Genomic DNA, 24,762 nt, shown 5'->3' with positions numbered 1-24,762 from the left:
TCGGTTCCCTTCGCTCAGCGGGTGAAGGTGTCGATGGCGGCGATCAGCCAGGTGTCCCCGCGGCGGACGGCGTCCACGGCGAACATGGCCGCCGCGTACGTCGTCTCCTCGTCCTTGCCGGTACGGGTGTTGCTCTGGTCGGCGAAGACCAGCAGCCGGGCGCGGTCGCCGTCGAGGAACTCGACCCCGCTCTCGGTCACGGTGGTGGTGAGCACCAGCTTCTGCTTCGGGGCCTGCTCCCGGACGTCGGCGAGCATGTCCTTGTGCTGCTGCACGGCCCGGCCGGTCAGATAGGTGCTCGCCGCGCGGTCGGCCCGGGCGGGCGAGGCGTAGTCGTACGAGAACACCGCGCCGACCGCCTCGCTGATCCGGCCCTTCACCTCGCTGGTCCGGCCGATGTCGGTGAGCGCGGTGTTCTGCCGGGCCGGCTCGTCGCGGAGGCGGTCGGCGGAGGTGAACGCCCAGACGGCGAAGGCGCCCAGGAGCACGGTGAGGGCGCAGAGCACGGCGGGCAGCGTGACGCGGAGGCGGGACGGTGCGAGCGGGGACGCCTCGGGGCGGGGGGCGTCCTCGCGGGCGGCGGCGGTGCGGAGCTCGGGCCCGGCGGGAACGGCGTTACCGGCGGCGGCCGTTTCCGGGTCCGTGGCGGTGGCCGTGGCCGTGTCGCGATCGGCGGCGGCGCCCCTCGCCGACCGCGGTTCGGGGTCGGCGGGGTCGGCGGCGCTCCGCCCGTAGTCCGGCTCCGGCTCGGCTCCCGTACGCGAGGGGGTCGTGGCCAGCCGGCGGCGGCGGTTGACGAGGTGGCGGGTCGTCGACATGGGTGGTTCCTCTCCGGGGCGTGCGGGGCGGGGCGGGTGCGGTGGCGGGGTCAGCCGGCCGTGGCGCCGACGGGCGCCTGGCCCAGCGCGCTGAGCTTCCACCCCTCGGCGGTCCGGGTGAGGCTTCCGAGCAACCGGCTCTCCTTCACCGCCGGTTCGCCCTCGGGCGCGGTGACGGTGACGCGCAGTGCGACCATCACCCCCGCGCGGCCCGCCCGTTCGTCCAGTTCGGTCACCGCACCGGAGAGCACCTTCGCCGTGCTGACCGTCTTCGCCTCGGCGATCTGCTTGGCGAACGCGTCGCGGCCGTCCACGAGTTGGCGGCGCAGGTCACCGGTGGTGGACTGCTCCCAACTGTCGAGCCCCTGCTCCAGCGCCTTGTGGTCCAGGGTGTTCATGTTCTGCACCGCCTGCTCCCCCGCCGCCAGCGCGTCGTCGCGCGCCTGCGCGAAGGACGCCGCGTCGTCGTTGGCCGCCTGGTAGCGCTGCCAGCCGCCCCAGCCCGCCGCCCCGGCCGCGCAGACCACCAGGGCCAGTGCGGCGAGCAGCAGCGGGTTCCCCGCTCTCGCCCGGGCCGTTCCGGAGCGTTCGGTGCTGCCGGTCCTGCCGGCGTTCCCGCTGTTCCCAGCGGCCTCGCCGCTCTCGGTCTTCGTCGTCGCCGTCCGCTGCCGTGCCATGTGGTGCCTCTCCCCTGCCTGCCGAACCGGACCGGTGCGCCATCTCCTCGGGCCCGCCGTCATAGGGAGCCGATCTCGACGATCCACCAGCGTCCGTCGCGCAGTTCGGCGGTCACCGTGAGCTGCGCGGCGGCGGTGGTGGGGGTCCGGCCCCGCCTCTCGTAGACCTGGTCGAGGAAGACCAGGAGGTGGGCGCTGTCGTCGGTCAGCCGGGTCACGCCGGCCCGGACGACCTCGCTGGTGAGCGTCAGCTTCTGGTCGGCGGCCTGCCGCTCCACCTGGCCGAACAGCGCCGCGTACTGCTGGAGCGCCTTGCCCGTCAGCACCTCCTCGGCCGCCGCCCGCGTGGCGGCGGTGGAGCCGGGGGCGTACGAGAAGACCTTCGCCAGAGCGCTGCTGACGTCGCCGGTGACGCGGGTGGTCGCCGCCGTATCGGTGAGGGCGAGGTTCGCCGTGGCCGGGGTGTCCCGGAGTCGGCGCCCCTCGGCGTACAGGAGGCCGCCGGTGACGATCAGGGCGACCGCCAGCAGGGCGCCGAGGACGCGCGGCCACCGGCGGCGCGGCGCGTCCGCCCCGCCGTCCGGCCGCGGCCCCGGGTCGGGCGTCTCCGCTTCCCGGACCCCGGCGTCGGGTTCCACAGCGGTCCCGCCGTCGACCGTGGTCACTCCTCCGTGCTCCGTCATCGGCCGCCGTCCGTTCCTATCGCCGTGAGCGCCTTGACCTTCCAGCCGTCCGCGGTACGGGCGAGGGTCGCCCCGAACCGTTTGCGCTGGATGCCGGCCGCACCGGAGCGCGGGGTGACCTCCACGTCGACGGCGGCGATCAGCTCCGCCGTGCCCGTGCGCTCGTCCAGTGCGGTGAGCGCCGCCGACGTGACCTTGCCGCGGGCCGTGTCGCCCGCCGTCTTCAGGGACTTCGCGTCGGCTTTCCGGGTCCGCTCCAGCTGGTCGTGCAGCGGGCCGGTGGAGGCATCCAGCCAGGCACGCAGCCCGGTGTCGACCCGTTTCGCGTCCGCGCCGTCCAGGCTGTTCAGCGTGGCGAGGTGCCGTCTGCCCTCGGCCAGGGCGGTGTCGCGGGCCTTCGCGTAGGACAGGGAGCCGTCGCCGCGCGCCTGCCCGTACGACCAGGCCCCCAGTCCGCAGACCAGGGCGGCGACGAGCAGGACGGCCCAGCCGCCCAGGCGCCGGGTGCGGGCGGTCACGAGGCGCCTCCCAGACCCAGCAGCCCGGCCATGCCGTCGGCCCGCGGCCCGGCGTTCGCGGACGTGCCGTCCGCGGCTCCGGGCAGCTTCATCGAGCCCGGAACGGCGGGCTGGGGCACCGGGCCGCCCTTGGGGGCATTGGCGCTGCCCCGGACGTTGACGCCGGTGCCGGGCGAGGAGGTGCAGCGGGCGGCGGTGTTCACGGCCGGGCCGGCCGAGGTGTCGAGGCCGTTGCGGTAGACCGTGCCGCCGTAGCCGGCGGTGCAGGGCAGCGGTTCGAAGAAGGTGAGGGACATGCCGAACCGGGCGCCGCCGTCGTCGATCGCGCTCGCCCCGACGGCGGCGACGGCGGGCAGCTTCACGAGGAGTTCTTCCAGGCCGCGCTGGCGGGTGACGGCCACCTCGGAGGTGGTGAGGAGGTTGGCGACGACGACGCCGAAGGCGGGGTCGACGTCGCGCAGCAGTCCGCTGATCTGGAGGGCGGCGTCCGGGGTGGTCGCGATGAGGTGGCGCAGGTCGGCGTCGGAGCCCTTGAGTTCGGCGGCCAGTTCCTTGGCCCCCCGGGCGAAGCCCTTGAGCGCCCGGCCCTGTTCGGCCTGGGTACGCAGGACCTTCTCGCCGTCGGCCATCAGGCGGGTGGTGACGGGCAGCGCCCGGTCCGCGGCCTCGACGAAGTCGCCGCTGCTGTCCAGCAGGACCTGGAGGTCCTCGCCGCGTCCTTCGAAGGCGGCCCCGAACTCCTCGACGACGGTCCGCAGGCTTTCCAGGTCCACCGAGCTCGCCAGGTCGTCGACGCTGGTGAGGACATCGGTGGGAGGTGCGGGGATGGCGGTGTCGGCCTCGTCGATGACCGAGCCGTTCCCCAGGAAGGGCCCGTCCCGGCGGGTGGGCCGCAGATCGACGTACTGCTCGCCGACCGCCGAGAGGTTGGCGACGACGGCGGTGAGGCTGTCGGGGATCGGCGGGGCGTCCTTCTCGATGCGCAGTTCGGCCTCGACGCCCTCCTCGGTCAGCTCGATCTGTCCGACACGGCCCACGGAGACGCCCCGGTAGGTGACGTTGGAGTGGGTGTACAGGCCTCCGGTCTGCGGGAGTTGGACCTTGACCGTGTAGTAGCTGCGCAGTCCGACGTAGTGGCCGAGGTCGGCGTAGCGGACGCCGAGGTAGCCGAGGACCAGGACGGCGATGACGAGGAAGGCGAGGTTCTTCAGCCGGATGGCGGGGGTGATCACGGGGTCGCCTCCTTCGCGGGTTTCGAGGACCCGGACGCGGACGGCTGCGAGGCGCCGGACACGTCGGGCTCCGGCGACCGGGGCGCGGTGGTCCTCGGGGCGCCGGAGACGGCGGGCAGCGGCAGAGGGAGCGCGCCCCGGAGCGGCGCGGCCGGGTCCCCGCCCTCGGTCGGGGGCTGCGGGATCCCCGGCGGGTCGGGGGTGAGGGCCGGGATGATCTGGGTGCCCGGCATGGCCGTCACGTCCAGGTAGACGTTGAGGTAGTCGCCCTTGACGCCGCGCAGCACCTCGTCGGTGAAGGGGTACGTCAGCAGCACCTGGAGGGAGTCGGGCAGGTCCTGGCCGGAGTCGGCGAGCGCCTTGAGGGTGGGGGCGAGCGCCTTGAGGTCGGCGATCATGTCGGCTTTGCTCCGGTTGATCGTGTCGACGGCCACGGTGGAGAGGGTGTCGAGGGAGCGCAGCATGGTCAGCAGGGAGCCGCGTTGCTTCTCCAGGACCTTGAGTCCGGGGCTGAGGTCGGTGAGGACCGTTCCGACGTCCTGTTCGCGGGTGGCGAGGGTGGCGGCGAGCCGGTTGACGCCGTCGAGGGCCTTGGTGATGTCGCCCTTGTTCTCGTCGAGGTCGGTGACGAGGGTGTCGACCCGGTTGAGTACGGAGCGGATCTGCGGTTCCTGCCCGGCGAGCGCCTTGTTCAGCTCGGTGGTGATGGTCTTGAGCTGGTTGACCCCGCCCCCGTTGAGGAGCATGGACAGGGCGCCGAAGACCTCTTCGACCTCGGGGTTCCGGTTGGTCCGGGAGAGCGGGATGCGGCCTCCGCTCGCGAGCGATCCCCGGGCGGTGCCGTCGGGGGGCGGGGCGAGCTGGATGTACTTCTCGCCGAGGAGGCTGGACTGTTCGAGCCGGGCGTAGGCGTTGGCGGGGAGCTTGATCCTGCCGTTGACCTGCATGGTGACCCGGGCCCGCCAGCCGTCCGGGGCGAGCGCGATCTTCGTGACGCGCCCCACGGAGACGTCGTTGACCTTGACCGAGGACTGCGGGGCGAGGCTGAGGACGTCGCCGAACTCGGCGGTGACCTCGTACGGCCTCTCGCCCAGGTCGGCGCCGCCGGGCAGCGGGATCTGCTCGATGCCGGTGAAGGACGGGGCGTCGGGGCGGACCACCACCAGGGCGACCAGCGCGCCGGTGGCGAGCAGGGCGACGGCGGCGACGGCCGCGCGTACGGCGGGTCTGCGGCGGGCGTCGTCGTTCATCCTTCCGCCCCCTTCTTCTTGCCGGGCTGCTTCTCGGGTGTGCCGTAGACCGTGCCGACCTCGGGGAGCGGCAGGACGGGCAGGACTTTGCGGCGGTTCGCGTCGACGGGGGCCAGGCCGGTGAGCCGGCCGGCCGCCGCGGCGGCCCCGGGCTCCACGAGCGGTCCGCCCATGGACAGTTCGTTGAGGTTGGCCCGGCCGTTGAGGGTGCGGTGGGCCGGGTCGTAGGCGTTCAGCACGTTGCCCGCCGCGAGCGGCAGGGTGTCCATCGCCTCCGCGAGCGAGGCGCGCTGGTCGACGAGCGTCTGGGTGATGGGGACCAGGGCCTCGACGTTCTTCTTGAGCGAGCCGCGGTTCTTGGCGATGAACGCCTTGACCTGGCCGAGGGCGGCGCCCAGTTCCTTGAGGGCCGCGCTGAGGTTCTTCTTGTCGTCCGCCAGGAAGGAGGTGACCGTGTTCAGCTGCTGCTCGGCGCTGCGGACGTTGCCGTCGTTCTCCTTGAGCATGGTGGTGAAGCTTTGGAGGTGGGTGAGGGTGTCGAAGAGGTCGCCGCTGCTCTTGTCGAGCGTCTTGGCGGCCTTGCCGAACTGTTCGATGGAGTCCCCGATGGCCTTGCCGTTGCCGTCGAGGTTCTTCGCCCCGGTGTCCAGGAGCCGGGCGAACGCCCCGTCCGCGTTGGCCCCGTCGGGGCCGAGCGCGGTGGAGAGTTCGGTGATGGAGGCGTACAGCTCGTCGACCTCGACGGGGGTGGCGTTGCGGGCGGCGGGCAGCACCGCGTCGTCCGCGAGCCGGGGGCCGCCGTCGTAGGCGGGGGCGAGTTGGACGTAGCGGTCGGCGACGAGACTGGGGGCGACGACCACGGCGTGGGCGTCCCGGGGGACGTCGATGCCGTCGTCGAGGCGCAGGACGACCTTCACTTCCTCGCCGCGCGGCTCGACGGATTGGACGGTGCCGACCTTGACGCCGAGGATGCGCAGATCGGACCCGGCGTAGACGCCGGTGGCGCGCTCGAAGTAGGCGGTGACGGTGATCTTCCCGTCCTCCTCCAGGGCGCTCACCCCGGTGGCGGCGGCGACCCCGACCAGGGCGAGGCCGACGACGATGCCGGTGATGCGGGTGCGTCTCATGTCAGCGGCCCCCTTGCTGCCGGGGTGGCATGCATCCGGTCGCCGGGCCGGTGCCGGCGGGCAGGTAGTTCTTGGGCACGACGCCGCAGACGTAGTTGTCGAACCAGCGTCCGCTGCCCAGGGTGTTGCCGACGAGCCGGCTGTAGGAGCCGGTCGTGGCGAGGACCTTGTCCAAGCTCTTGCGGTTCTTCACCAGGACGGCGGTGACCCGGCTGAGGGAGTCCAGGGTCGGTCCGAGCTGCTTGTCGTTGTCCCGGACGAGTCCGGCGAGCTGGGTGCCGAGGTCGCGGGTGCCGGTGAGCAGCAGGTGGATGGAGTCGCGGCGCGCCTGGATCTCGCCGAGGAGCAGGTTCCCGTCCTCCAGGAGCATCTCGAAGCTGCTCTTCTTCCCCGCGAGGGTCCTGGTGAGCTTCTTGCTGCTGCTGAGCAGGGTGGCGAGCTGGGCGTCGCGTTCGGAGACCGTGCGCGAGAGGGCGGAGAGCCCGTCGGCGGCGCTGCGGACGTGGGGCGGGGAGTCCTTGAAGGTGGCGGAGATCGTGTCGAAGCTCTTGGCGAGCTGCGCGGTGTCGATCTCCCCGATGGTCTCCCCGAGCCCGTTGAACGCCTGGGTGACGTCGTACGGGGAGGTGGTGCGGCCGGCGGTGATGCGGCTGCCGGGGTCCTGCGGGGCGTCGCCGAGGGGGTCGACGGCGAGGTACTTCTCGCCGAGCAGGGTCTTGATGGCGATGCCCACGGTGGAGGAGTCGCCGATCCAGGCGTCCTCCACCCGGAAGTCGACCCGGACCTTGGAGCCGTCGAGCGAGACTCCGGTGACCTCCCCGACCTTCACGCCGGCGATGCGCACCTCGTCGCCGTCCTCCAGTCCGGCGGACTCGGTGAAGTCGGCGCTGTAGGAGGTGCCGCCGGCGACGAAGGGGAGGGAGTCGGCGCGCCAGGCGGCGAGGCCGACCAGGGCGAGGACCAGGAGTCCGACGACGGCGACGGCGACCGGGTTGCGTTCCCGGATGGGGGTGATTCTCATGCCAGGCACCTCGGTTGGGTGATCGCGATGCCGGTGGGCGGCTTGCTTCCGTCGTCGTGGGTGACGCCGCTGACCTTCGCCTCGCAGAGGTAGAGGTTGAGCCACGATCCGTAGGACGTGAGTCGGCTGATGGCCGCCATCTTGGCCGGGGTCTTCTGGAGGAAGTTCTCGATCTGCGGGGTGCCCTTCTCCAACTGCCCGCTCAACCTTCCCAGTTGGCGGATGTCGTCCTTGAGCGGCTTGCGGCCGTCCTGGAAGAGGTCGGCGGTGACGGTGGTGAGCGCGCCCATCGCGGTGACGGCCTCGCCCAGCGGCTTGCGGTCGCCGGAGAACCCGGTGACGAGCTTCTGGAGGGTGACGACGAGGTCGTCGAAGCCGGCTTCCCGGTCGTTGACCGTCTTGAGGACGGTGTTGAGGTTGGCGATCACCTCTCCGATCACCTTGTCCTTCGCGGCGACGGTCGTGGTGAGCGAGCCGACGTGCCGCAGAATGCTGTCCACGGTGCCGCCCTCGCCCTGGAGGACCTGGACGATGGAGCCGGCGAGCTGGTTCACGTCGGGCGGCGACAGCCCTTCGAACAGGGGCTGGAAGCCGTTGAAGAGCTGGGTGAGGTCGAGCGCCGGGGTGGTGCGGGAGAGCGGGATGGTGTCGCCGGGGCGGAACGTCCGGCCGACCGGCCCGGCGCCCTGGTCGAGGTCGACGTACCGCTGTCCGACCATGTTGAGGTACTTGATGGAGGCCGTCACCGAGGCGGGGAGGTCCCGCCCCTTGCGTACGGCGAAGGCGACCTCGGCGACCCGCCGGTCGGCGACCCGCACGGATTCGACCTGGCCGACCTTGACCCCCGCGATCCGGACGCTGTCGCCGGGCATGAGCCCGGTGGCGTCCGTGAACCGCGCCTTGTACGTGGCGGTGTCGCCGACGCCCTTGTTGGCGATGGAGAGTCCGAGGACGGTGGTGGCCAGCACCGTGACGACGATGAAGACGAGGGACTTGGCGACCGGTCCCGCGAGCGAGCGGCGTTTCACTTGAGCTTCACCTCCGCACCGCGGAAGGCCGGGCCGATGAGCACGCTGCTCCAGTCGGGCAGGTCTCCCGGCGCCGCCTTCAGCGAGGGTGCGACCAGTTCGTTGACGAGCTGGGATTCCTGGGGCGAGTTGGGCAGGCCGAGCGCGGTGTCCGCGTCACCGGCCGGCGCGGGCGGCGGCGCGGTGACGTCGGCGGCCCGGCGGGCGTCGGCGGTCGGGGCGTTCTTGCCGACGTACGGCACCGAGTAGCACTTCGGGCCGCCCGAGGCGTTGTAGACCGGCCGGTCCCTGCCGGGGACGTACTTGCCCTTGGAGGGGACGGGTTTGATCGACACGTGGAGCCCCGGCTCGTTCGTCCCCTTGCCGAGCGCCTTGTCCATGGCGGGGACGAATCCGGCCATGGTGCGCAGGGTGCAGGGGAACGACTCGGCGTATTCCGCGAGGAGTTCGAGGGAGGGGCGGCCGGCGGCGGAGAGCCGGATGAGGTTGTCCTTGTTCGCCTGCAGGAAGGTGGTCGTGTCCCGGGCGGCGGCCGTGGTGGCGCCGTGCAGGCCGGCGAGGCGCGCCTCCTGGTCGGCGAGGGTGGAGCTGGTGACCGTGGCGTCGGTCAGCGCGTCGAGAACGTCCGGCGCGGCGTCCGCGTACAGCGTGCTCACCTTGACGAGTTCCTTGATGTCGGCGTTGAGCGTGGGCAGTTGGGGGTTGAACTTCTTCAGGTGGCCGTCCAGCGTGGTCAGCGTCTCGCCGAGGCGTTCGCCGCGCCCCTCCAGCGCCTGGGAGACGGCGTTGAGGGTGGCGGACAGCTTCTCGGGCTTCACGGCGGTCAGCAGCGGCAGGACGTTGTCGAGGACCTGCTCCAGCTCGATGGCGTTGCTGGAGCGGTCCTGCGGGATGACCGCTCCGGCCCGCAGGGCGGCGCCGGCGGGGACGCGGGGCGGGACGAGGGCGACGAACCGTGCGCCGAAGAGGGTGGTCGGCAGCATCTGGGCGGTGACGTCGGCGGGGATCTGCTCGAGCTTGTCGCGGTCGATGGCGAGGGTGAGGCGGGCGCCCGCGCCGTCGGAGGCGATGGAGCGGACCTGGCCGACGACGACGCCGCGCAGCTTCACGTCGGCGTTGTCGTGCATCTCGTTGCCGACCGCGCCGGTGCGGACGGTGACGGTGGCGTCGTCGGTGAACTCCTTCTCGTACACGGCGACCGAGACCCACACCAGGACGGCGGGGACCAGGAGGAAGGTGACTCCGGCCAGGCGGCGGCGGACCGTGCGGGTGCTGGGTGTGCGCATCAGCCGGCCACCTTCACCGTCGTCGTGGCTCCCCAGATGGCGAGCGAGAGGAAGAAGTCGGTGACGCTGATGAGGACGATCGCGTTGCGCACCGAGCGGCCGACCGCCACGCCCACCCCGGCGGGGCCGCCGCTGGCGTGGAAGCCGTAGTAGCAGTGGGCGAGGATCACCAGCACGCTGAAGATCAGCACCTTGAGCACCGACAGCAGGACGTCCTGCGGGGAGAGGAAGAGGTTGAAGTAGTGGTCGTAGGTGCCCGCCGACTGGCCGTTGAAGAAGATGGTGATGAAGCGGGAGGCGACGTAGGAGGAGAGCAGCCCGATCGCGTACAGCGGGATGATCGCGACGACTCCGGCGATGATCCGGGTGGTGACGAGGTAGGGCATGGAGCGGATGCCCATCGCCTCCAGGGCGTCGACCTCCTCGTTGATCCGCATCGCGCCGAGCTGTGCGGTGAAGCCCGCGCCGACGGTGGCGGAGAGGGCGAGTCCGGCCACCAGGGGGGCGATCTCACGGGTGTTGAAGTAGGCGGAGACGAATCCGGTGAAGGCCGAGGTGCCGATCTGGTTGAGGGCGGCGTACCCCTGGAGCCCCACCACCGTGCCGGTGAAGAGGGTCATGGCGACCATCACGCCGATGGTGCCGCCGACGACGCCGAGTCCGCCGCTGCCGAAGGAGACCTCGGCCAGCAGGCGCTGCACCTCCCGCAGATAGCGGCGCAGGGTGCGCGGGATCCAGAGGAGCGCCTTGACGTAGAAGGTGAGTTGGTCGCCCGATCGGTCGAGCCGGCTGAGCAGTGCCATCGGTCAGCTCCCCTTCGCGGGGACGATCTGGAGGTAGACCGCCGTGAGGACCATGTTCACGAAGAACAGCAGCATGAAGGTGATGACGACGGACTGGTTGACCGCGTCGCCGACGCCCTTGGGGCCGCCGCGCGGGTTGAGGCCGCGGTAGGCGGCGACGATGCCCGCGATGAAGCCGAAGATCAGGGCCTTGAACTCGCTGATGTAGAGGTCGGGCAGCTGGGCGAGGGCGGAGAAGCTGGCGAGGTAGGCGCCCGGGGTGCCGTCCTGCATGATCACGTTGAAGAAGTAGCCGCCGAGGGTGCCGACCACCGAGATCAGGCCGTTGAGCAGGACGGCGACGAGCATGGTGGCGAGCACCCGGGGGACGACGAGACGCTGGATGGGCGAGACGCCCATGACCTCCATCGCGTCGAGTTCCTCGCGGATCTTGCGCGATCCGAGGTCGGCGCAGATCGCGGAGCCGGCGGCCCCGGAGATCAGCAGGGCCACGATGAGCGGGCTGGCCTGCTGGATCACCGCGAGGACGCTGGCGCCGCCGGTGAAGGACTGGGCGCCGAGCTGCTGGGTGAGGGAGCCGACCTGGAGGGCGATGACCGCGCCGAACGGGATGGAGACGAGGGCGGCGGGCAGGATGGTGACGCTGGCGACGAACCAGAACTGCTCGATGAACTCCCGTACCTGGAACGGCCTGCGGAAGACGGCGCGGGCCACGGCGAGGGCGAGGGCGAACAGCTTCCCGGTCTCGCGGAGCGGGGCGAGGAGCCGGGAGGGCCGCCGGCCGGCGGCGGGACGGCCGGTCGCCCTCTCGGCGGGGTCCGGCAGGGGTTTCTCGGGCGGCTCGGGCGGCCGCACCGGCATCGGGGCGGTCACGCGCGCGCACCTCCCGCGGCCGGGGTGTAGCTGTTGAGGATCGCCGTACGGGCGGCCTCCGGGAGCTGGCCCATCATCGACATGACCCGCTCCCGGCGGCGCAGCGCGCCCTGGCGCACGGGCATGCCGGGCGAGGGCTCCAGCTGGGGGACGACGGTGCGGGGGCCGGTGGGGAGCGGGGCGGTGTCGAACCGCTGCTCGGCGGCGAGGGTGGCGGCGTCCTTCTCCTCGGACATGCCGATGGGTCCTTCGCGGCGTCCGGCGAGGAACTGGGAGACGACCGGCGTGTCGCTGGTGAGCAGCACCTCGCGCGGGCCGAAGGTGACGAGGTTGCGGCAGAACAGCATGCCCATGTTGTCGGGGACGGTCGCCGCGATGTCGAGGTTGTGGGTGACGATGAGCATCGTCGCGTCGATCTGGGCGTTGAGGTCGATGAGGAGCTGGGAGAGGTAGGCGGTGCGGACCGGGTCGAGGCCGGAGTCCGGCTCGTCGCAGAGGATGATCTGCGGGTCCAGGACCAGGGCGCGGGCGAGGCCGGCGCGCTTGCGCATACCGCCGGATATCTCGCCCGGCAGCTTTCCCTCGGCGCCGAGGAGGCCGACGATGTCGATGCGCTCCATGACGATCCGGCGGATCTCGGATTCCTTCTTGCGCGTGTGCTCGCGCAACGGGAAGGCGATGTTGTCGAAGAGCGACATCGAGCCGAAAAGGGCCCCGTCCTGGAACATGAGACCGAACAGCTTCCGGGTCTCCATGATCTCGCGCTCCGGGCTGTTCACCATGTCGACGCCGTTGATGAGGACGCGTCCCTGCTCGGGCTTGAGCAGCCCGATGATGGATTTCAGGAAAACGGTTTTACCGGTTCCGGAAGGCCCGAGCATGACGCTCACTTCACCGGCGGGCAGGGTGAGGCTGACGTCCTGCCAGATGTTCTGCTTGCCGAAGGACTTCGTCAGGCCCTCGACGACTACTTCGATTCCCATCGGCCCTCCCTCGTAATGGCGGTGAACGTGTTCATCGTGGGCGCTCCGGCTCTGCTGCAATCGATGGCGGCTCGTCACACGTGCACCAGGGGGCGCACGCTATGTCCGCCGAAACCGCCGGGGCAAGCCGTTGAACAGCGGAGATCGACGAACGCGGGGGTCGGATCGGATCACTTGTCATTCGGTGACAAGGCCGGTTCCCGTCCTTGTCGAAATCTGCGCACGCCCCCGGACGCCTCGTCCGGGGTGCTCCTGGGCCGGAGCGGAGCGAACCGGGCCCGCGTGTGCCCGCCAGCAGGTACGCAGGCGCTTTCGATGGGCACGCCTGGGACGCTACGGGCCGGTAACCTGACTTCGCAATACTGGGTACAGATTTTCCTCGGCGAGAATTCATGCGGGCCGGGGGGTTTGTCAACGGGTGAGTAATCCGCCCGCCAAACCTGTTGGATGATGAGGAATCACGGAGGCGGTGTTCCGCGCCGGGGAACGGAAAGAAGCCCTCCCGGTCCCGTGGAACCGGAAGGGCTCGATCGCCTTTCACCTGTCGGCGGCCCCCGGACCGCCCGTGCTCACCGCTCGGGCCTGGGCTTCTTCGGGGGGCAGTTCACGCTGGTCGGATCCGTGGCCACGCACAGGGGCGCCTGGGTCATCTTGGCGTAGTTGTCGGCCTTCTTGCCGGGGCTGGAGATGGCCGAGGTGAAGACCGGGTCGAGGTCCTCGTCCACGCCGCAGTCCGTGAACGGCGGGATGTGCGCGTACCCGGTCAGACTGCCTCCGGTCGCCACGAGGTAGCCGGCCGGCGGATAACTCTGCCCGTACCCCCGCAGCACCTGCTCGAAGGGCCGCTCCGTGCGGCAGTCGGGGCCGACGTCCAGGGGCACCCCGTTGACCTCGACGTCGGAAAGCCGCATGACGAGCTGGGCGGTGACCGTCGTCTCCTCCGGGTAGGTCGGCGTGTTGGTGACCGTGTGCGTGTGGATCGCCGCCGGGGGGCCCACCTGCTCCAGCGTCATGGTCGCGGTCGTCGGCATGAAGCCGTAGGTGAGGAACGTGGCCTTCGTCGGAGGGAGCTGGCGCTTCCCCTGGTAGTCGAAGTTCACCTCGGAGCTGACGTCGACGGTCGAGGCGCAGGAGTCGTTGATGTAGCGCTTGTTCAACACCACCTTCATGAAGGCGGGCCCCAGGGCCGCCGCGCCGTTCAGCTTGGCGGCGTTGGCGTAGCCGGCCGCGTAGGCCTCGGCGGTGGTCATCACCCACTCGGGCGGGATCTCGATCGGGCAGCTGCCCGGGTCGTCCTCCAGCGCGTCGAGCCGCTTGTCGGTGAGGGCGTCGATCTTCTCCCGCGCGGTGGGCGGCAGCCCTTCGGCCGGGCGGTCGGGGACCGGCTCCGGCGCGGGGTCGCTCTCGCCGGGCCGGGGCGCGGGGGACGTGGGGTCCTGGTCGCCGCGGATGTCCACGGAGGCGAGTTCGGTCTCCTGGCCGGGGACCGGTTCGCAGGCGACGTCGAGGCCGGGGGGCACGGTCGGCTCGCCGTCCGCGGTGTGCGAGGAGAGCGAGAGGGCGAGTGCGGCCGGCGCCAGCGTCGCCCGCCCGGGGGTGCCGAACGCGACCGTCGGGACCTCCCCGGTCGCGGTCAGGGCAAGGCCGCCCGTCCCCTCCTCTTCGCCTTCTCCTTCACCGGGTTTCGGCAGGGCCGTCGGCGGGGCGGTCAGGTCCTGCCAGGAGGCGTCGGCGGACGTGTCGCCGACCGTGTTGCGGACGGTGAGCCGTGCGGTGGCCGCCAGGGTCTCGGCCTCCAGGTCGCCGAAGCGGGCGAGCGCCACGGCAGGCAGACCGACCTCGACGGAGACCTGGCCGGGACGGATCTCCTCGCCGGTACGGGCCGAGGTGGGGAGCACCGCCGAGACGACGACGTCCACCTCCTCGGCCCCGGAGGGGAACGGACAGGCGTAGCGGAGGGCGACCTCCGACTTCTGTTCCGCGGCGGCCGATTCGGCACTGGGAACCAGCGCGGTGGCGACGACGAGCGCCCCTCCCACGGCCCAGTGGATCGGTCGTCTCGCCGCGGCGCGTGCATCGACGGTCATACGGGTGTGTCCTTCCGGCGCGCGTGGGCCCAGAGGGCGGGCGGCTGTGGAGCGGGTCCGGTTCCGGGCGGCGGCTGAGCGGGCGGGGCCCCGGCGGGCGTCGGGGGGGGCGGCCGCCCTCCGGCCCCGGTGCGGCCGGACGCCGGACGGCTCCTACCGACGGGTACGGTACGCACGCCGACGACGCCTGGGAAGGGCCGGGCCCACGTCCGGATCACCGGTGCGCGGACTTTGGCAACCGGTGACAATCCACCGCCCCGGACCTTGTCGGCGGGTGCGTGAAAAGGCGGGGCAGGCGTGGGGGCGCAGCGCGTGCTCCGCGGCCGGCGTCGCGGGAGGCGTCCGACGGATGGGGCTCGGCCCCGGTCGGAAGCCGCCGCGCACCCCGGGTGTTCCGTGGCGCGGCCGTGCCCGGCCGCCGGGTGCGCACGGCCGGGCACGACGTTCAGGTGGTGCGGCAGGTCATCGGGGGCGGGATCAGCCGCTGATGACCGGGGACTTGCCCGTGGTGGTGCTGACGAGCGTGTACAGGCCCTGGAAGCTGGCCGTGGTGCCGACGATGCCGCAGCCGCCGCCGACCTTGTTGGCGATGGTCAGGGTCAGCCCGCCGCCCGCCGTGTTCAGGGTGCCGTTGCTGCCACCCGTGGTCGGGTTGTTGTACTTGGCGGCGACCTTGCCGGTGACGTCGAAGGTGCAGGGACCGAGGACGCTGGTCCCGGACACCTTCGCCTTGATGGCCCGGATCTCACCGGTCGTCTGGCCCGTGGAGTTGGTGCCGGCGCCCGCCGCGTAGTCCAGGCCCCAGATCTCCCACGGCGGCGTGGTGGTCACGGTCCACGTGGAGCTGAACGGCCCGGTGCACGGCGAGTTGAACGAGATCGCCGTGATCGTCGCCAGCTTGGCCGGGCTCCCGGCGACCGGGGAGGTCGGCGCGGAGCCCTGCGCGGCGGAGGACGCACACTGGATCTTGTTGCCGTTGTTGTCGGTGAGGACGGTCACTCCGGCAGTGCCCTTGAAGGTGCCGGTCGGGCTGATCGTCCAGCTGGTCGGCGCGGCGACGGCCGACGGGGCCGCCAGGACCACGGCTGCCGCGGCGGCGCCGATCGCGGTCAGGACACCGGTTCGCTTGAACATGGGGTACTCCCTTTTCTCGTCCCGTTGGGGATTGGACTGAACGTGAGTGGAGAGACGGCTGCGCTGTACCTGGCGGTGCCGGACGGTGCGGCACGCTGCGGGGTCCACGGCGGCGTACGGTGCGCGGACCGGGACGTGCGGGGGCGGTTCCCGCATCACCTCCTCGTACCGGAGGGCGGCCTACCGCTTCGCGGAGTGCCAGAACTCGGACAGCTTCCGGCCCTCGTTCGGCGCGAGGCCGGCGGGGTCGTAGGGGCTGCCGAAGTAGGTGGTGGTGGCGTTCAGCTTCACGCTGTTCTTGCCGGAGGCGGACGGGAGGCCGGTCTTGAGGTTCACCGCCCAGTTCAGGAGGCCGGCGCCGCAGCCGCTGGCCCCCGGAACGGCGAACGTCGTGTCGCCCTGGTCGGCGCCGTCGAAGGTGTAGCGGCCCATCTCGCCCTCGTCGTCGTTCGGCGTCCCGTCGGCGGAGAAACGCTGGAGGGAAAGGGTCGGCGCCGTGGTGTTCTGCGGCTTCAGAAGCACCGGGTCGGCGGTGGTCCCGATGTAGCACTTGTCACCCAGGAACGGATTCTTGAGGTGGATGCGGACCGGGATGGTGAGAATAGGCTCACCGGTGGAGAAAGCCGCCGCCATATTGAAGTCCCGGGGCGCTCCGGCCGGTTCGATGGTGGCAGTGACCCGGTTGAGGTTGTTGTCCGTCAGCTGCCGGCAGATTCCCGATACCAGAGGAATTCCGCTGGGGCACATCAGGCCCAGCAGGCCGCCCGGGATCTCCGCCGGGTCCGCGGTCAGCGCCCCCTCGGGCGGGGCCACCAGCGAGGCGGTGCCGTCGGGGCGCTGGATGACTCCGAGCTGCAGATCGGTGCGGCCGGTGGGAACGTGCGACTTGCCCAGCGTGATGGATCCGGAGGCCGAACTGGAGGCTATGCAGGTGGCGATGGTGTTGATGCCGTCCGCCGCCAGCATGGCGGGGGCGTCGACCGGACAGCGGTCGAAGGGCGCCCAGTCACCGTTGAGCTGGGTTGCGGCGGTGGCCGAACCGGTGGAGAGCAGTGCGCCGAATGCCGTGAACGCCGCGAGCAGACCCACGCGGGTTCGATTGGAAACGGATCTCATGTCGTCCCCTCTGTCGGCCGCTGAGGCGCGGCCTCGTGCACGAAAGTTGAACGGTTCTGCAACGCATGCCCGCACCGTGACGACCGTCGACGGCGATGGAGCCTCGGGTGGGCCCGGGAGCGGAGGATCTGAGCATCAAATTTCGGGCAGATTTCGTGACCGAATTGATCGAGGCGTGATGTTACTCGCCGGAAACCGGGCGACACAATCCGTCCGTCTAAGATTCTTTCCCGTGCCCTCTTTTTGATCCGGAAATGAGCATGGGACCACCGGGGTCTTGTCAAGGAATGCGCACCCACGGCAAGCGGACCGCCCGCCGGGGAGGCGAACCCCGCGCGCGGTGCGCAGAGGGGGGCGCCCGGGGCCGCCCCGCGGAACTCCCGCCTCCGCTCACCGGCGGATGCCACATAAATCGGCCAAGCGGCTGAAAATATTCGCCCCGGCGACGCCATTACCCCGGGTTCGTCGTGGTGAGCCGCCTGCCGCGGGAATCGGCGGAGGGGGTACGCGGCCCACCGGAAACAGCACCGGGTGGCCGGAACGGCTTTGTTGTCACCGCTGGAGCAGGCGGCCGAAATTCATTGTCCGAAAGCGCGCAGTACCGCCCGACCTGCACGGAAGTCGCACAGTGCGGCCGGGATGTGTGTCCCCTGCACGCCGATCTTGTTCAAGTGGTGTGCAGTGCCTGTCACTTGGTCTATCTTCATCGCGGACTTGGTACGCATCTGTCGGTTCGTGGGAGCGCTTTCCCCCCACCGTCTCACCCCACCACCGGGCGCCGAGAGCAAGGGGACTTGTCATGGCACATCTCATACAGCCGCTGGACACCGAAGACCCCCTGGGGCCCCTCCCCCAGGAATTCGCGGCGATCATGCGGCCCGAACTGCCCAGCCTCATCAAGGAAATCGGCGTCGAGGTCACCCGGGCCTATCCGGAATACGCCCGGCTGCTCGACGGGCCGAACGGCCAGGCCATCCGGGTGGGGGTGGAGCAGAGCCTCTCCTCGTTCGTCGACCTGGTGGCCGAACCCACCTCCTCCACCGCCCTCCGGGACGACATGTGCCGGCGCTTCGGGCGGTTCGAGGCGTACGAGGGCCGGAGCATGGACACCCTCCAGGGGGCCTACCGGCTGGGTGCGCGAGTGGCGCTGCGGAGGGCGAAGAAGGTCGGGCAGAGCTACCACCTCTCCCCCACCCTGATGCTGAGCTTCGCCGACGCGCTCTTCGCCTACGTCGACGAACTGGAATCGCTTTCCCGCGAGGGCTTCCTGGAGGTGCAGTCCCAGTCGGGCGAGCACAGCGAGGCGCTGCGCCGCCGGCTGCTCCACCTCATCCTCGCCGGCCGCCCCTCCCCCGGCAGCGCTATCGCGGACCTGTGCGAGCAGGTGGCGTGGCCGCTGCCGGAGGAGGTCACGCTGATCGCCGTACGCGCCCCGGCGGAGCTGGACCGGCTCCGCGCCGACCGCGATCTGCTCGTCGACCTCAGCGCGCCGCAGCCGCACCTGCTCGTCCCCGGCGCGATGACCGACGCCCGGAGATCCATGCTGGAACAGGCGCTTCCGGACACCCGCGCGGCGATCGGGCTGACCGTCCCCACGGCGCTGGCCTGCGAGTCGATCCGCTGGGCCCGCCGGGTCCTGGAGCTCGTCGACTCCGGCGTGATCGACGACGCCCCGCTGATCCGCTGCGAGGACCACCTCATCACCCTGTGGCTGCTCTCCGACCCCGCCCTGCTGGACCAGCTCGCCCAGCGGGAGTTGGCGGCCGTCGCGGGGATCAGCGCCACCCGCCGGGAGCGGCTGGTCGAGACGCTGCGGATCTGGCTCGACACCCGGGGCACCGCCGCGCAGATGGGGGCGCTGCTGGATGTCCACCCCCAGACCGTGCGCTACCGCATGCGCAGTCTGGAGACCATCTTCGGCGACCAACTGGTCGACCCCGAGAGCCGTTTCGCCACGGAAGCGGTGCTGCGGGCCCTGCGCCTGCGCTCCCGCGCCACCGGGACGGCCCCCTGATCCGGAGCACGTTCGGCGGGGCGGGTCAACTTACCGTCCAGTAAGGCGAAATAGACGGTCAGTCCCAAACGGTTGCGACACGGAGACGTATCCGACGAGAAACGCGGAACCGCGTCCCGTACACAGGAGGGAACCTGCCGCCCACCCGGCGGCGGGCCCCGTACCGCCTCCTGGCCGACCATCCGAGAGGGCCCCCGATGACCGCCTCGCACCTCCTCGTTCCCGTGCCGATCCCGGACCGGGTCGCCGCGCTGATCGGTTCGTGCATTCCGCCGCACATCCTCCAGGCGGAGTTCGACGCCGACTGCGCGGCCCGCGAGGTCCGCCGGTTCCGCGGCCCCCTGCTGGGCATCGAGGACCAGGCCGACCGCGAGCACGCGCTGTCCGAACTGGCCCGCGCCAACAAGGTGCTGGCCGCGCACCATCCCCACCTCGCCGTGCTGCCCGGCTCGCCGTTCTGACCGGTGCCCGCCGCACCCGGGCCGGACCGGTCCGACCGGAGGGGAACCGGAGGGGAACCGGAGCCGTGGCGCGAGGGCCGGCCGGGGCGCGCGAGAGCCCCGGCGGACCGCCCTTGCGGGGCGGTGGCCGCCACCCTTACCTTACTCCGAAGTAAGTTTACTTCGGAGTAAGGATTCGGCGTGGACGGAACCAGCAGCGGCAACCTCGGCGACGACCTGGCCCGGCTCGACTTCGCGGCGATCGCCCCCGACGAGTTCGCCCGGATCGTGAAGGGCCTGTCCGCCCGGCAGATCGCCGAGGTCATGCGCGGGGAGCTGCGGGAGCGGATACTCGGCGAGGTCTTCGGCCGGATGGGGCAGCAGTTCCGGCCGGACGCGGCCGGCGGCCTCACCGCCCTGATCCGCTGGAAGGTCACCGGGGAGAGCGAGGCGGTCTACGAGACCGCGATAGCGGACGGCGCCTGCCAGGTCACCCCCGGACGGTCCGCCGCCGAACCCCGCGCCACGCTGGTGATGGGCGACGCGGAGTTCCTCAGACTCGTCTCGGGCAACGGCAATCCGGTCACCATGTTCATGACGCGCAAGCTCAAGGTCGTCGGCGACGTCGGTCTCGCCGCCGGTCTGACGCGCTACTTCGACATCCCGAAGGCGTGAGGCCGTGAACTTCTTCTCCCTCGCCCTGACCGAGGAACAGCAGGACCTGCGCGCCTGGGTGCACGGCTTCGCCGCCCAGGTGGTCCGCCCGGCCGCCGCCGAGTGGGACGCCCGCGAGGAGACCCCGTGGCCCGTGATCCAGGAGGCCGCCCGGATCGGCCTGTACGGTTTCGAATCGCTCGCCGACCTGTACGGGGATCCCACCGGGCTCTCCCTCCAGATCGCCAACGAGGAGCTGTTCTGGGGTGACGCGGGCATCGGCATGGCCCTGTTCGGCACCTCGCTCGCGGTCGCGGGCATCTTCGCCTCCGGCACCCCGGACCAGCTCGCCGAGTGGGTGCCGCAGTGCTACGGCGACCAGGACGCCCCCAAGGTCGCCGCCTTCTGCGTCTCCGAACCGGGGGCCGGCTCCGACGTCTCCGCGATGACGACCCGGGCCCGCTACGTCGAGGCGAGGGACGAGTGGGTGATCTCCGGCCAGAAGGCGTGGATCACCAACGGCGGCATCGCCGAGGTCCATGTCGTCGTCGCCTCGGTCGACCCGGCGCTGGGCTCGCGCGGGCAGGCCGCGTTCATCGTGCCGCCCGGCACGAAGGGCCTGACGGCGGGCCGCACGGTCAAGAAGCTGGGCCTGCGCGCCTCGCACACGGCCGACCTCTTCCTCGACGAGGTCGTCGTACCGGGGCACTGCCTGCTCGGCGGGAAGGAGAGGCTGGACGCCCGCCTCGCCCGGGCGGGCGAGGGCGGCCCCGCCAAGGGCCAGGCGGCGATGGCCACGTTCGAGGTCAGCCGCCCGACCGTCGCCGCCCAGGCGCTCGGCATCGCGCGGGCCGCCTACGAGTACGCCCTGCAGTACGCCGGCGAGCGCGAGGCGTTCGGCAGGCCGATCATCGAGAACCAGTCGATCGCCTTCGCCCTGGCCGACCTCCGTACCGAGATCGAGGCCGTACGCCTGCTGATCTGGCAGGCCGCCTGGATGGCCCGCAACGACCGCGCCTTCGACGCGGGCCAGGGCTCCATGTCCAAGCTGCGGGCCGGGGAACTCGCCGTCGCCGCCACGGAGAAGGCCGTCCAGATCCTCGGCGGCGCGGGATACAGCCGGGAGCACCCGGTGGAGCGGATGTACCGCGACGCCAAGATCTACACCATCTTCGAGGGCACCAGCGAGATCCAGCGCCTGGTGATCGCCCGTGCGATCTCGGGCCGCCATATCCGCTGAGGCCGAGGGGCTTCCGTGGGGTCCCACGGTGTTCCGCAGGGTTCCGCGGCACTGTCGCTCGACGGTGTCGCGGTGCTTGCACGCCTCCCCCGAGTCCGCCTGCGCAAGGCCACCCGGCGACGCGGTTCCGAGCCCGAGATGCGGGGCGGGGGCTTCGGGGTGAGTCTGGGAGGAGACTTCGTCCCCCACGTATGGGAGAGCCATGATCGTCAAGATGTTGCATGACAAGGGCTTCAAGGCCGAGCACGCCTACACCGCCGGTTTCGTCTCGATCGGGTTGTCGATCGCGTCGTGGTGCGGGTCGATGAAGCTTGAGCCGTTGGGGGTCTCTCGGGCCGACAGGTGGGGGATCTTCGTCGGTGAGTGGGCGCCGACGTTCTTCGGGCTCGGTTTGGCGTTGGCGCAGTATGAGCGCGACGAGAACACTCTGCACTCGGTGACGCACTGACGGCGCCGCTGGATGCTGTGGGCCCCTGCCGGCCGGTGGGGGCTTCGTCGTGCGTGGCCCGCGACCCGGCGATGTGGTTCTGAGCTGCGGACAGCAGAGTCGCTTCCGCCCCTCCGCACAGGGGAAGCCATCTCCTTCGGGTGGCCCGGTGCTCTGTGAGCCATGGTGGGGATCGCTGAACGGCTGGTTCCGGACGAGGGGAGGAGGCGGCGGACCGCACCCCGCCGCCGGGACCGGGCCGGGGCGCCGGGGATAGTGGTCACCCCGTCCCGCCCGACCCCTCGGAGGCCCCCATGCCGCCCGCTCCCGCCACTGTCACGGACGACGCGGGGGGCGCGGGGACCGGCCGCCGCGCATCCCTGCTGCTCGTCACCGATCTCGCGTACCGGGCACGCGGGCGGCGCTACGGTGACGAGGACGTCTTCCTCTCCTCCCGGCTGCGCGAGACGTTCGACGTCGCGCTGTGCCACCCCCGGGACGCCGCCGGGCTGCTGGGGCGGTTCGACCTCGCCCTCGTACGCAACAGCGGGCCCGTCCTGCACTACCGGCAGGCGTACGACGCCTTCCGCGCACGTGCGCGGGAGCTGGCGACGCCGGTCTACAACCCGCTGGACGGGCGGGGCGACATGGCTGGCAAGGAGTACCTGGTCGAGATGGACCGGGCGGGCCTCCCGGTCATCCCCACCGTGGACCGGGCGGCCGATCTGGGCCGACTGCCCGACGTTCCCCGGTACGCGGTCAAGCCGAAGCTGGGGGCGGACTCGGTCGGGCTGCGGTTCGTCACGGCGGCGGAGGCCCGGGCCGAGCTGGGGCGGGCGGCCGAGGGCTCCCTGCTCGTCCAGCCCCGGATCGACTTCCGCCACGAGGTGTCCTTCTACTTCGTCGACCACGACTTCCAGTACGCGCTGTACGCCCCGGACCCCGAGCGGCGCTGGGTGCTGGAGCCGTACGCCGCGAGCGCGGCGGACCTGGAGTTCGCCCGGCGCTTCATCGCCTGGAACTCCCTCACCCACGGAATCCAGCGGGTCGACGCCTGCCGCACGGTGGACGGCGCTCTGCTGCTCGTCGAGCTGGAGGACCTCAATCCGTACCTCTCGCTCGACCGGCTCCCCGAGGACGTCCGTGAGGCGTTCGTGTCCCGGCTGACGAGGTCGATCGCCTCACTGCCCCGCTGACCCCCGTCCGGCCCGCCCCGCGTGCGGGGAGCCGGGGGCGGTGTGAGGGTGCAAGGGTGACCACGGCCAGCGAGCACGCCCCCGCCGCGCAGGATTCCGCCGCGCCGCCGCCGGTCCTCGACCGGCGGCGGCGCAACATCGTGTTCGCCACGATCGTGCTCGGCATGCTGCTCGCGGCGCTCGACCAGACGATCGTGGGCACGGCCCTGCCGACGATCGTCTCGGATCTGGGCGGCGCCTCGCACATGTCGTGGGTGGTCACCGCCTATCTGCTGGCCGAGACGGTGGCCACCGTCCTCGTGGGGAAGTTCGGCGACCTGTTCGGACGGAAGCTGGTCTTCCAGGTCTCGGCGGTCATCTTCATCACGGGGTCGTTCCTGTGCGGCCTCGCCTCGGACATGCTGCTGCTGATCCTCTGGCGCGGTATGCAGGGCATCGGCGCGGGCGGCCTGATGGTCACCTCGATGGCGCTGATCGCGGATGTGATCCCGCTGCGCGAACGGGGCAAGTACCAGGGGGCCATCGGCGCGGTCTTCGGTATCTCGACCGTGATCGGGCCGCTGCTCGGCGGCCTGTTCACCGACCATCTGACCTGGCGCTGGGCGTTCTACGTCAACGTGCCGATCGCCATCGTGGTGGTCATCGCCGCCGCCCGGAACATCCCCTCGGTGAAGGCGGCGGGCCGCCCGGTCATCGACTACGCGGGCATCGCCCTGGTCAGCGTCGGGGCGAGCGCGCTGATCCTGGCGACGAGCTGGGGCGGCAACGAGTACGCCTGGGGCTCGGTCGTGATCATCGGCCTCTTCGCCGGCGGTCTGATCGCGCTCGCCCTGTTCTGCGTGGTGGAGACGCGGGCGAAGGAGCCGATGCTGCCGATGCGGCTGTTCCGCAACCCGGTCTTCACGGTCTGCTCGGTCCTCAGCTTCATCGTGGGCTTCGCGATGCTGGGCTCGATGATCTTCCTGCCGACCTATCTGCAGTACGTGGACGGGGACTCGGCGACGCTCTCCGGGGTGCGGACGCTGCCGCTGGTCGTCGGCCTGCTGGCCGCCTCCGTCTTCAGCGGCAACGTGGTGAGCAAGACGGGCCGCTACCGGGTGTTCCCGATCGTGGGGACGCTGGTCATGGCGGCCGGGCTGTTCCTGCTGTCGAGGATGGGGCCGGAGACCGGAGTCTGGCTGGAGTCCCTCTACATGGTGGTGCTGGGCCTCGGCATCGGCCTGGCGATGCAGGTGCTGACGATCGCCGTGCAGAACACCGTGGACTACGAGGACCTGGGCACGGCCACCTCGGGCGTGACGTTCTTCCGTACGCTGGGCAGCGCCTTCGGCACGGCGGTGTTCGGCACCATCTACGCCAACGCGCTGAAGCCGAACCTCACCGACGGCCTCGCGCGGGCGGTGGCGGCGGGCGGCGACCCGGCGGCCCTGGCCGGCGCCTCGCAGAGCCCGCAGGCGCTGCACGCGCTCCCCGCGGCCCAGTCGGAACCGCTGGCCCAGGCGTACGCGGACACGCTGCACACCGTGTTCCTGTGGACGGTGCCCGTGGCGCTGATCGGCTTCGTCATCGCACTGTTCCTCAAGGAGGTGAAGCTGCGGGACTCGGCCCGGCTCGGCTCGACGGACATGGGCGAGGGGTTCGCCCAGCCGGGCAGCGGGGACTCGGCGAAGGTCCTGGAGTACTCCGTGGCCACGATCCTGCGGAACGCCGGGCCGGAGACCGCCCGGCGGATCACCGCCGAGTCCGACACCCGGCTCGACATCGCGGGGGCCTGGGCGGTGATGCAGGTGGACCTCTTCACCCGGATGGTCGGCCATGCGGGCCTCGGGCTGATCGCGGCCCGGCACCGCGTCCCGCCGGAGGTGCTCGTGCCCGTCTTCGACCGGATGATCGAGGAGGGGTACCTCACGGGCGACGGCCGGATCTTCTCGCACACGGCGGCGGGCCGGCGCGAGGCGGCGGTGATCTCCGACGCCTGGGGCCGCTGGCTCAACGACCGTCTGGCCGAGGACGGGGCCCGCCCCGACGACCGTCGGCTCCGCGCCACCGTCGACGTGATCGCCAAGCGGCTGCTGGCGGAGGACCTGGCCCAGGAGCTGTCCCCCGCGCCCGCCCCGGGCGGCTCCTCCCGGGTGGGCGCGCCCGTCTGAGGCCC

The 24,762-nt window shown here is 71.4% G+C and carries 23 protein-coding genes; 7 read left to right on the top strand and 16 right to left on the bottom strand.

Annotated elements, in window-relative coordinates:
- Window positions 1-14: 14 nt before the first annotated feature.
- The 16 genes from AMK24_RS19965 to AMK24_RS19890 all read right to left on the bottom strand — a co-directional run bounded on the left by AMK24_RS19965 (window position 15) and on the right by AMK24_RS19890 (window position 16,636).
- Window positions 15-818 (bottom strand): hypothetical protein, encoded by an 804-nt coding sequence (locus tag AMK24_RS19965; RefSeq protein ID WP_073770158.1) that lies wholly within the window; start codon window positions 816-818, stop codon window positions 15-17.
- Window positions 819-868: 50 nt separating this feature from the next.
- Window positions 869-1,495, bottom strand: coding sequence for a hypothetical protein (locus AMK24_RS19960; RefSeq protein ID WP_338012700.1), 627 nt, complete (start codon window positions 1,493-1,495; stop codon window positions 869-871).
- A 59-nt stretch (window positions 1,496-1,554) separates the two neighbouring features.
- Complete coding sequence (locus tag AMK24_RS19955) at window positions 1,555-2,178, bottom strand: hypothetical protein (protein WP_073770157.1); 624 nt, start codon at window positions 2,176-2,178, stop codon at window positions 1,555-1,557.
- Window positions 2,175-2,696 (bottom strand): hypothetical protein, encoded by a 522-nt coding sequence (locus tag AMK24_RS19950; protein ID WP_073770156.1) that lies wholly within the window; start codon window positions 2,694-2,696, stop codon window positions 2,175-2,177. Before AMK24_RS19950 ends, AMK24_RS19955 begins: the two co-directional genes overlap by 4 nt.
- Window positions 2,693-3,928: an MCE family protein gene (locus AMK24_RS19945; protein WP_073770155.1), complete on the bottom strand. Its 1,236-nt coding sequence runs from the start codon at window positions 3,926-3,928 to the stop codon at window positions 2,693-2,695. Before AMK24_RS19945 ends, AMK24_RS19950 begins: the two co-directional genes overlap by 4 nt.
- Window positions 3,925-5,178 carry an MCE family protein gene (locus tag AMK24_RS19940; RefSeq protein WP_073770154.1) on the bottom strand — a complete coding sequence of 418 codons (1,254 nt, stop codon included), beginning with the start codon at window positions 5,176-5,178 and terminating at the stop codon, window positions 3,925-3,927. Before AMK24_RS19940 ends, AMK24_RS19945 begins: the two co-directional genes overlap by 4 nt.
- Window positions 5,175-6,305 (bottom strand): MCE family protein, encoded by a 1,131-nt coding sequence (locus tag AMK24_RS19935; RefSeq protein ID WP_073770153.1) that lies wholly within the window; start codon window positions 6,303-6,305, stop codon window positions 5,175-5,177. Before AMK24_RS19935 ends, AMK24_RS19940 begins: the two co-directional genes overlap by 4 nt.
- Before the next feature lies 1 nt (window position 6,306).
- Complete coding sequence (locus AMK24_RS19930; RefSeq protein ID WP_073770152.1) at window positions 6,307-7,326, bottom strand: MCE family protein; 1,020 nt, start codon at window positions 7,324-7,326, stop codon at window positions 6,307-6,309.
- Window positions 7,323-8,354: an MCE family protein gene (locus AMK24_RS19925; protein ID WP_073770151.1), complete on the bottom strand. Its 1,032-nt coding sequence runs from the start codon at window positions 8,352-8,354 to the stop codon at window positions 7,323-7,325. Before AMK24_RS19925 ends, AMK24_RS19930 begins: the two co-directional genes overlap by 4 nt.
- Window positions 8,351-9,640, bottom strand: coding sequence for an MCE family protein (locus AMK24_RS19920; protein ID WP_073770150.1), 1,290 nt, complete (start codon window positions 9,638-9,640; stop codon window positions 8,351-8,353). Before AMK24_RS19920 ends, AMK24_RS19925 begins: the two co-directional genes overlap by 4 nt.
- Window positions 9,640-10,443 (bottom strand): MlaE family ABC transporter permease, encoded by an 804-nt coding sequence (locus tag AMK24_RS19915; protein ID WP_073770149.1) that lies wholly within the window; start codon window positions 10,441-10,443, stop codon window positions 9,640-9,642. The genes AMK24_RS19920 and AMK24_RS19915 overlap by 1 nt, the downstream gene beginning before the upstream one ends.
- A 3-nt stretch (window positions 10,444-10,446) precedes the next feature.
- Window positions 10,447-11,316: an MlaE family ABC transporter permease gene (locus AMK24_RS19910; protein WP_073770148.1), complete on the bottom strand. Its 870-nt coding sequence runs from the start codon at window positions 11,314-11,316 to the stop codon at window positions 10,447-10,449.
- Window positions 11,313-12,299 carry an ABC transporter ATP-binding protein gene (locus tag AMK24_RS19905; RefSeq protein ID WP_073770147.1) on the bottom strand — a complete coding sequence of 329 codons (987 nt, stop codon included), beginning with the start codon at window positions 12,297-12,299 and terminating at the stop codon, window positions 11,313-11,315. The genes AMK24_RS19910 and AMK24_RS19905 overlap by 4 nt, the downstream gene beginning before the upstream one ends.
- A 569-nt stretch (window positions 12,300-12,868) precedes the next feature.
- The gene (locus AMK24_RS19900) at window positions 12,869-14,386 is read right to left on the bottom strand and encodes a DUF6801 domain-containing protein (RefSeq protein ID WP_073770146.1); all 1,518 of its coding nucleotides are present in this window, start codon (window positions 14,384-14,386) and stop codon (window positions 12,869-12,871) included.
- Between the two features lie 477 nt (window positions 14,387-14,863).
- The gene (locus tag AMK24_RS19895) at window positions 14,864-15,520 is read right to left on the bottom strand and encodes a hypothetical protein (protein WP_073770145.1); all 657 of its coding nucleotides are present in this window, start codon (window positions 15,518-15,520) and stop codon (window positions 14,864-14,866) included.
- Window positions 15,521-15,700: 180 nt separating this feature from the next.
- Complete coding sequence (locus AMK24_RS19890) at window positions 15,701-16,636, bottom strand: hypothetical protein (protein WP_073770144.1); 936 nt, start codon at window positions 16,634-16,636, stop codon at window positions 15,701-15,703.
- 799 nt (window positions 16,637-17,435) lie between these two features.
- On the opposite strand from AMK24_RS19890, the gene AMK24_RS19885 reads away from it, so the two are divergent.
- From AMK24_RS19885 to AMK24_RS19855, 7 genes are all read left to right on the top strand, one after another.
- On the top strand, window positions 17,436-18,650 hold the full coding sequence (locus AMK24_RS19885) for a helix-turn-helix domain-containing protein (protein WP_073770143.1): 1,215 nt from the start codon (window positions 17,436-17,438) through the stop codon (window positions 18,648-18,650).
- 197 nt (window positions 18,651-18,847) lie between these two features.
- Window positions 18,848-19,111, top strand: coding sequence for a hypothetical protein (locus AMK24_RS19880; RefSeq protein ID WP_073770142.1), 264 nt, complete (start codon window positions 18,848-18,850; stop codon window positions 19,109-19,111).
- A 180-nt stretch (window positions 19,112-19,291) separates the two neighbouring features.
- Window positions 19,292-19,765: an SCP2 sterol-binding domain-containing protein gene (locus AMK24_RS19875; protein WP_073770141.1), complete on the top strand. Its 474-nt coding sequence runs from the start codon at window positions 19,292-19,294 to the stop codon at window positions 19,763-19,765.
- A gap of 4 nt (window positions 19,766-19,769) precedes the next feature.
- Complete coding sequence (locus AMK24_RS19870) at window positions 19,770-20,984, top strand: acyl-CoA dehydrogenase family protein (protein ID WP_073770140.1); 1,215 nt, start codon at window positions 19,770-19,772, stop codon at window positions 20,982-20,984.
- Between the two features lie 202 nt (window positions 20,985-21,186).
- The gene (locus AMK24_RS19865) at window positions 21,187-21,432 is read left to right on the top strand and encodes a hypothetical protein (RefSeq protein ID WP_073770139.1); all 246 of its coding nucleotides are present in this window, start codon (window positions 21,187-21,189) and stop codon (window positions 21,430-21,432) included.
- 293 nt (window positions 21,433-21,725) lie between these two features.
- Window positions 21,726-22,607, top strand: coding sequence for a hypothetical protein (locus tag AMK24_RS19860; RefSeq protein ID WP_073770138.1), 882 nt, complete (start codon window positions 21,726-21,728; stop codon window positions 22,605-22,607).
- A gap of 56 nt (window positions 22,608-22,663) precedes the next feature.
- Window positions 22,664-24,757: an MDR family MFS transporter gene (locus tag AMK24_RS19855; protein WP_073770137.1), complete on the top strand. Its 2,094-nt coding sequence runs from the start codon at window positions 22,664-22,666 to the stop codon at window positions 24,755-24,757.
- The last annotated feature ends 5 nt before the right edge of the window (window positions 24,758-24,762 follow it).

This window comes from Streptomyces sp. CB02366, from assembly GCF_001905905.1.
Taxonomy (GTDB): domain Bacteria; phylum Actinomycetota; class Actinomycetes; order Streptomycetales; family Streptomycetaceae; genus Streptomyces.
This window is presented reverse-complemented; position numbering and strand designations above follow the sequence as displayed.

What these genes read in the sequence shown, in the direction of transcription:
- AMK24_RS19930 (WP_073770152.1), bottom strand. Translation starts at nt 7,326, where the DNA reads ATGAGAATCACCCCCATCCGGGAACGCAACCCGGTCGCCGTCGCCGTC.
- AMK24_RS19965 (WP_073770158.1), bottom strand. Translation starts at nt 818, where the DNA reads ATGTCGACGACCCGCCACCTCGTCAACCGCCGCCGCCGGCTGGCCACG.
- AMK24_RS19960 (WP_338012700.1), bottom strand. Translation starts at nt 1,495, where the DNA reads ATGGCACGGCAGCGGACGGCGACGACGAAGACCGAGAGCGGCGAGGCC.
- AMK24_RS19900 (WP_073770146.1), bottom strand. Translation starts at nt 14,386, where the DNA reads ATGACCGTCGATGCACGCGCCGCGGCGAGACGACCGATCCACTGGGCC.
- AMK24_RS19885 (WP_073770143.1), top strand. Translation starts at nt 17,436, where the DNA reads ATGGCACATCTCATACAGCCGCTGGACACCGAAGACCCCCTGGGGCCC.
- AMK24_RS19880 (WP_073770142.1), top strand. Translation starts at nt 18,848, where the DNA reads ATGACCGCCTCGCACCTCCTCGTTCCCGTGCCGATCCCGGACCGGGTC.
- AMK24_RS19905 (WP_073770147.1), bottom strand. Translation starts at nt 12,299, where the DNA reads ATGGGAATCGAAGTAGTCGTCGAGGGCCTGACGAAGTCCTTCGGCAAG.
- AMK24_RS19865 (WP_073770139.1), top strand. Translation starts at nt 21,187, where the DNA reads ATGATCGTCAAGATGTTGCATGACAAGGGCTTCAAGGCCGAGCACGCC.
- AMK24_RS19860 (WP_073770138.1), top strand. Translation starts at nt 21,726, where the DNA reads ATGCCGCCCGCTCCCGCCACTGTCACGGACGACGCGGGGGGCGCGGGG.
- AMK24_RS19890 (WP_073770144.1), bottom strand. Translation starts at nt 16,636, where the DNA reads ATGAGATCCGTTTCCAATCGAACCCGCGTGGGTCTGCTCGCGGCGTTC.
- AMK24_RS19955 (WP_073770157.1), bottom strand. Translation starts at nt 2,178, where the DNA reads ATGACGGAGCACGGAGGAGTGACCACGGTCGACGGCGGGACCGCTGTG.
- AMK24_RS19940 (WP_073770154.1), bottom strand. Translation starts at nt 5,178, where the DNA reads ATGAACGACGACGCCCGCCGCAGACCCGCCGTACGCGCGGCCGTCGCC.
- AMK24_RS19935 (WP_073770153.1), bottom strand. Translation starts at nt 6,305, where the DNA reads ATGAGACGCACCCGCATCACCGGCATCGTCGTCGGCCTCGCCCTGGTC.
- AMK24_RS19915 (WP_073770149.1), bottom strand. Translation starts at nt 10,443, where the DNA reads ATGGCACTGCTCAGCCGGCTCGACCGATCGGGCGACCAACTCACCTTC.
- AMK24_RS19895 (WP_073770145.1), bottom strand. Translation starts at nt 15,520, where the DNA reads ATGTTCAAGCGAACCGGTGTCCTGACCGCGATCGGCGCCGCCGCGGCA.
- AMK24_RS19920 (WP_073770150.1), bottom strand. Translation starts at nt 9,640, where the DNA reads ATGCGCACACCCAGCACCCGCACGGTCCGCCGCCGCCTGGCCGGAGTC.